The organism is Thiomicrospira sp., from assembly GCF_036568485.1.
Taxonomy (GTDB): domain Bacteria; phylum Pseudomonadota; class Gammaproteobacteria; order Thiomicrospirales; family Thiomicrospiraceae; genus Thiomicrospira.
In genome coordinates this window covers 1-6326 of record NZ_DATCSL010000066.1, presented here as the reverse complement: position 1 = coordinate 6326, position 6326 = coordinate 1, and the positions used below count along the sequence as shown (strand labels likewise).

Below are 6326 nucleotides of genomic sequence, written 5' to 3'. Positions count from 1 at the left end.
TCAGTGACAAGCGCGACCGCTTCTTGTTTAAATTCTTTGGTGTAAGTTTTATAAACTCGCTTCTGACTCATAACCACTCCTAGATTCGACAACATCTATTGTCTCTCATTGAAGTGTCCGTTTCTATTAGACCAGTTCATTGATTTCATATTAAGTTTCTCAAGTCCAACTGTTTTATGTTTTGATTGGCGCATTCATAAAGTTTTTTTGTCTAGCTATACCGTTACTTATTTTTTGATTTTTGCTGTTTTTGCTTATGTTTTATTGGTCTTGTTGTCAGCTGTTGTCAAATATGGTCTTTTTTCGCGTTTAGCTATGGAGTGTTACAGGGACTCCTCAGGAGCTTGCGAACCTGCCCAACGCTTCGCTTTTGGGCTAGGTTCTCAGCAAGCAAAGCGCAGAAGCCATAACACTAAATGCAAACGCGCCTTTAAAGCCCTGCTAAGCCCTGAATACAGCATGCTACGACCCGCCCCATTGCTAACAGGGCGAACAAATGACAATCGCGCCTTTTATGCAACGCAACGGTTTGTTAACAGTATGCTTTGAACTTCCCAAGGCTTCGCCGCTTCGCGGCTTATGCGCTTTGCGCAACAAGCACTATTCAATACCTTCATTGCTTTCAATAGATTTCTGTAAGCTGCTTAAACAAATTTCCGCATCAATTTGATTTCTTTTTTCTAGTACAAGGTCTGCAAGTTCTGGCTCACCAGTATTTAGTAATAACTCATTAATGATCCCTAATTTCATTTTTTTAATTTTCAATAATTTAATATCCATTGTGGTTCCTTTGTCTTTTGACCATAGAATTCAACTAAAGTTGTTTAATAAACTAAAGTTGAATTCTAACAACTTTAGTTTTAATAAGCAAAAGTTTTTGCAATTAACAACAGAAGTTGAAAGAATAGCGAGATAACGTAAGGATAAAAAATGAAGAGTTTCAGAGAAAAAGTAAAAGAGTTTTGTCTCAAAAATGAAATACCAAACAAAGAATTGGCAAGTTGTGCAGGGATAAGCCAGCAAGCAATATCTAAGTTTTTCTTGGGTGGTGATATAAAGAGTTCAGTAATAGAGGCTTGGGCTAAGAAGTGGCCTAGTATGGTATGCTACGCACTCAATTTAGAGTGCGAAGAAAAATTAAATTACGATCAAGATCGTAAGGTATTTTGCTCTGAAAATTTAGAGATTATTGCAAGGCTTGAAAAGCTTGAGAGACGTGTTTACGAGTCAGAAGAAAGTCAGAAAAGGTTTGTGGATAGTGTCAGTTAAGGTTACTTTTGACTATAACAAGCCTTTAAAAATGACGATTTGTGACAACTGAGTACAATCTGATAGGGTTTGTAATCAGTAGGTTGGGAGTTCGAGTCTCTCTGTCGGCACCATTCATTTATCTTTTCTTGCTTTTCATCATAAAAAAACATTTAAAAATACCTCAATTTATTATTCAAGTTTTACTGGTTTTATTCGGGCTGGTATAATGCTCCAACTAATTATTACTTGGAAGACGTAATGGAACAACAATCGAGTTTTACTAAAGAAGAAATTTTAGCCTGTGGTCGTGGAGAACTTTTCGGCCCTGGTAACGCGCAGTTACCGAAACCCCCTATGTTGATGTTTGATCGCATTACACATATATCAGAAGAAGGCGGTACCTTTGGTAAAGGACAAATTCGCGCAGAACTCGATGTAAATCCAGATTTATGGTTCTTTGAGTGTCATTTCAATGAAGATCCCGTTATGCCAGGTTGTCTCGGTTTGGATGCTATGTGGCAGTTAATCGGTTTCTATTTAGGTTGGACTGGCGGCCCTGGTCGTGGACGAGCTTTGGGATCTGGCGAAGTTAAGTTTTATGGTCAAGTTTTACCAACCGCCAAAAAAGTCGAATATGTTATTAACATGAAACGAGTTATTAAGCGCAAGCTTTATATGGGCATTGGTGATGCACACTTATTTGTTGACGGTCGTGAAATTTACAGCGCCAGTGACCTCAAAGTCGGATTATTCACTAACACGGATGCGTTTTAATTATGAGACGAGTAGTCATAACAGGTTTAGGCATTGTTTCGAGTATTGGTAATAACAAACAAGAAGTAATGCAATCTTTACGAGCAGGCAAGTCAGGAATTGTTAGCGCGCCTGAATACACAGAGAATGGCTTACGTTCTCAGGTACATGGTGCAGTTAAAAACTTGGATTTTGAAGCCTTGATTCCTCGTAAGCAATTACGTTTCATGGGTGATGCCGCAGCCTATAGTTACATCGCTATGGAACAGGCGATTGCCGATTCAGGTTTAGCTCCTGAGATGATCTCTAACGAGCGTACTGGCATTATCGCAGGCTCAGGTGGTGGTTCGAACTCAAACTCGACCCAAGCTGTAGAAATTGCGCGTGAAAAAGGTGTTAAACGTGTTGGGCCTTATATGGTTACGCGTACCATGGGTAGTACTGTTTCAGCTTGTTTGGCAACCCCTTTTCAGATTAAAGGTGTTAACTTTTCGATCAGCTCAGCTTGTTCAACAAGTGCGCACTGCGTCGGTACAGCGGTAGAGCAAATCCAACTAGGCAAGCAAGATGTTGTATTTGCTGGTGGTGGTGAAGAGTTGCATTGGACCATGTCTGTATTGTTTGATGCCATGGGTGCGTTGTCTACTAAATTTAATGATACGCCAGAAAAAGCATCACGTACCTATGATGCAAACCGCGACGGTTTTGTAATTGCTGGCGGTGGTGGCATGGTTGTGATTGAAGAACTTGAACATGCCTTAGCTCGTGGCGCCAAAATTTATGCAGAAATCACCGGTTATGGTGCAAACTCTGATGGCTATGACATGGTTGCACCTTCTGGAGAAGGTGCAGTACGTTGCATGAAACAAGCTCTGAGTACGGTGAAAGGTCCGGTAGATTATATTAATCCGCACGGTACGAGTACCCCAGTAGGTGATACAAAAGAAATGGCGGCGGTACGTGAGGTCTTTGGAGACAATATTCCAAAAATCAGTTCAACCAAAGCCATGTCGGGTCACTCTTTGGGTGCCGCTGGTGTTCATGAGTTAATTTATAGTTTAATCATGATGGAGAATGACTTTATTGCACCATCGATTAACATCGAAACCCTCGACCCTGAGTGCGAAGGCATGCCAATCGTCACCAAAACGATTGAGAATGCAGGCTTAAATCGAATTATGAGTAATAGTTTTGGTTTCGGTGGCACTAATGCATCTTTAGTGGTTGAACGTTATAAAGCGTAAGTTTCACAATTGGTTTTAAATGGATTGTGATGATTAAAAAGCCCACCTAAATGGTGGGCTTTTTTGTGGGTAAGATTTTGGTTTATCTATTTCATCAGCAGAATGGCCACAAGCAAATCTTAGGTGCGATCTGGCAAGATTTAAGTTGATTTTCATAGCGCCAGGCCTGGTTGCGTACTTTTATAGCCACCTCTTTTAACCAAGGCTTCTGATTATAGGTTTTACGAGCAAAGCCTCCATTTCCTTCGTGATAAGCAAGATACAAATTATAAGGGTCGCCTAGTGAAATACCGTTGCGCTTGTTCGATACACTGTTGTACCAACCAATAAAGTCGAGCGCATCGTATTTGTTATTGCGGCGCGCCGAGTAGTTATGGGTGGCTTTTTGATAATCATGCCAAGCAGGATTTTGAGCTTGTGCGAACCCATAAGCACTTGAGCGTCGGGGTAAAGGAATAAAACCTAAAGCATATTCACGCTTAGGTCGGGCATCATGAACAAAGCGTGATTCTTGATAAATAAAAGCCTTAAGGATAGGAACCGACGTTCCCCAGCGTTTCTCAGATTGTTTAGCGGCATAATACCAGTGTCGATCATATTCTATGATGTCACAAATGTTGTCTTGTGCACTTGCAGGTGGTGGCGTATTTGAACAGCCTGATATGGTCACCAATAAAATGCCAGTTAATAGCCAGATACCCTGTTTAGGTAGATGTAGCCTGGTTATAAAATGGTTAAACATGACAACCCTGTATTCTATTGAACATAATTAAAATGGTAAAGGTAAATCACTTGGCCTGAAGGGTCAAGTATTTCAATATCCCAGTGGCCTTGTTGTGCACTAAATAGCGATTGTTTGGCTTGAATTACGGACTGATCTGCAGGCCAGGATTGGCTATGTATTAATTGACGTTGCCATAACCAACGAACCGTTAATGCGATGGATGGGCTTAATTCAGATGTATCGACCCTGAAGATTAACTCACGAACATATTTAGGAAGACGTGCACCCGCTGTAAAGTGTTGTTCGGGATTGTGGCCATTATAGAGTTGAACTTTTAATGAAGGTTCAAGGTTTTCTAGGGTTTGTTTTGGAATAATAGGTCGGGGTTGTTGTGTGACAGACAAGCTCTGGCGCTCTTGATCCGATAACAGACTCAGTGATACGTCATCAGCTGAGTCCCAGTTTGATTGAAATGCTTCTGGTTTCGAAGTGGGTGCATTAAGGTTTTCTGATGGTGTTGTTTTGAGTCCTTCGGTAGGCTCAGAAAGGCTTTGCATAATGAGAAAGGCGCTAATGATCCCCGCAAGCGCGGTCATTAGAATCCAGCTAACACGATGACGAATATATTGCTTTTTAGTGTATTGTCCGCCGGCTTTAATTTCCTGCTGGGCTTCATTCCAGCCTTCTTCATATAAACTGCGCAACTGGGTGTTACCCCGAATTTGGCTCGGGATTTGACTTAAACTACGACCTTTTAGACCAAATCGATAACCGGTTTTATATGCCTGATGTTTGAGTTGAGGTTCTAAGTCGTGTTTTGACATGCAGTGGATTTTTATTAAGACTGGGTTTCAAACAAGGCATCGGTAAACTCATTCGCGTTAAATACCCGCAGGTCATCAATAGCCTCACCAACGCCAATAAAGCGGACAGGAATGCCCAGCTGCTGAGCAAGCGAAAAAACGATACCACCTTTCGCCGTACCATCCAATTTTGAAATCACCAGGCCTGTTAGTCCCATGGCGTCATGAAATTGTTTGGCTTGGTTGAGCGCATTTTGGCCAGTCGTCGCATCGAGCACTAGCATTACTTCATGTGGTGCACTTTGATCGACCTTAGACATGACACGTTTTACTTTTTTAAGCTCTTCCATCAGGTTACTTTGCGTATGTAAACGTCCGGCCGTATCCGCGATAAGAACGTCTATTTTTCGGGCTTGCGCCGATTGAATCGCATCAAAAATAACTGCCGCAGAGTCAGAGCCTGTACCTTGAGCGATCACGGGAACCTGGTTACGTTCGCCCCAAGTTTGTAACTGTTCAACGGCCGCCGCACGAAAGGTATCGCCCGCGGCTAGCATGACCGATTTACCTTCTTGCTGGAATTTTTTCGCCAGTTTACCGATCGTGGTGGTTTTGCCGACACCATTCACGCCGACCATTAAAATTACAAACGGCTTATCCGACTTAGCCAGACTTAAAGGCTGGCTGACGGGTTCCAGCATGGAACGTAATTGAATTTTCAATGAATCAATTAACGCCTGAGGATCTTTAAGCTCTTTACGTGATACTTGTTGGGTTAGGTTTTGAATGATTTGGTCGGTGGCATCCATGCCAACATCGGCGGTCAGCAGTAGCATTTCGAGCTCGTCCAACAAATCCTGATCAATTTCTTTTTTGCCAAGTACCAAGTCGGCTAAACCATCATTAAGCACCTTGCGAGTTTTGCTTAGCTGGGTTTTTAAGCGTGCAAAGACACCAGGCCTGGTCGTTATTTCTGGTGCATGGTCTGAGTGAGTTTCAACCGAAGTATCAACGGTTTGTTCGAGTTGACTCTCGTCATTTTGAGTTGATTCCTGACCTTTTTTGCGTAAAAAGCTAAACATAAATTCCTCATGAGCTTATGATGGAACCCGCGCGGGGTATCACTTGTAAAATTGCAATCCAACCATTATAAATGAAAAACGCGAAAAACCTAATTCACACAGCCAAGGACACAGGGAGTGGGGAGATGAAATCCAAATTAATGCGATCGCTGAATCCAATAATAATCGGCGGATTCGTTTTATTAAGCGGGGCCAGTCTGAACGTGATGGCACAAACGGAATTGTTTGAAACCACACTCGAAAATGGCTTGCGAGTGGTGGTGAAGCAAGACACGCGCGCACCTATCGTGGTGCATCAGCTTTGGTATAAAGTCGGCGCCAATTATGAGCCCAATGGTATAACCGGTGTATCGCATATGTTAGAACATATGATGTTTAAAGGTACAGACTCTGTTGAGCCAGGTCAGTTTTCTAAACGAGTTTCACAAATGGGTGGGCGCGAAAACGCATTTACCTCGGCCAACTATAC

General features: G+C 42.3%; 8 protein-coding genes. 4 read left to right on the top strand and 4 right to left on the bottom strand.

The features are described from left to right. Positions 1–600: 600 nt before the first annotated feature. Positions 601–780 carry a hypothetical protein gene (locus VIM91_RS07070; protein WP_331864118.1) on the bottom strand — a complete coding sequence of 60 codons (180 nt, stop codon included), beginning with the start codon at positions 778–780 and terminating at the stop codon, positions 601–603. A 150-nt stretch (positions 781–930) separates the two neighbouring features. Here VIM91_RS07070 and VIM91_RS07065 point away from each other — a divergent pair, with 150 nt between their 5' ends. The 3 genes from VIM91_RS07065 (at position 931) to fabB (ending at position 3248) form a co-directional block, all read left to right on the top strand. Continuing rightward, positions 931–1269, top strand: a complete 339-nt coding sequence (locus VIM91_RS07065; protein ID WP_331864117.1) for a hypothetical protein — start codon at positions 931–933, stop codon at positions 1267–1269. A 240-nt stretch (positions 1270–1509) separates the two neighbouring features. Beyond that, entirely contained in the window at positions 1510–2025 is a 516-nt protein-coding gene (gene fabA, locus VIM91_RS07060; RefSeq protein ID WP_331864116.1) for a 3-hydroxyacyl-[acyl-carrier-protein] dehydratase FabA, read from the top strand. 2 nt (positions 2026–2027) lie between these two features. Then, on the top strand, positions 2028–3248 hold the full coding sequence (gene fabB, locus VIM91_RS07055; RefSeq protein WP_331864115.1) for a beta-ketoacyl-ACP synthase I: 1221 nt from the start codon (positions 2028–2030) through the stop codon (positions 3246–3248). A gap of 94 nt (positions 3249–3342) precedes the next feature. On the opposite strand, the gene VIM91_RS07050 is transcribed toward fabB, so the two are convergent. The 3 genes from VIM91_RS07050 to ftsY are packed head-to-tail and all read right to left on the bottom strand — an operon-like array spanning position 3343 to position 5857. Next, complete coding sequence (locus VIM91_RS07050) at positions 3343–3990, bottom strand: hypothetical protein (protein ID WP_331864114.1); 648 nt, start codon at positions 3988–3990, stop codon at positions 3343–3345. A gap of 14 nt (positions 3991–4004) precedes the next feature. Further along, positions 4005–4796, bottom strand: a complete 792-nt coding sequence (locus VIM91_RS07045; protein ID WP_331864113.1) for a hypothetical protein — start codon at positions 4794–4796, stop codon at positions 4005–4007. 14 nt (positions 4797–4810) lie between these two features. Then, entirely contained in the window at positions 4811–5857 is a 1047-nt protein-coding gene (ftsY, locus tag VIM91_RS07040; protein ID WP_331864112.1) for a signal recognition particle-docking protein FtsY, read from the bottom strand. 125 nt (positions 5858–5982) lie between these two features. Between ftsY and VIM91_RS07035 the strand changes: the two genes are divergently transcribed. Then, positions 5983–6326: M16 family metallopeptidase (locus tag VIM91_RS07035; protein ID WP_414719621.1), on the top strand; the 344-nt coding region annotated here is incomplete at its 3' end.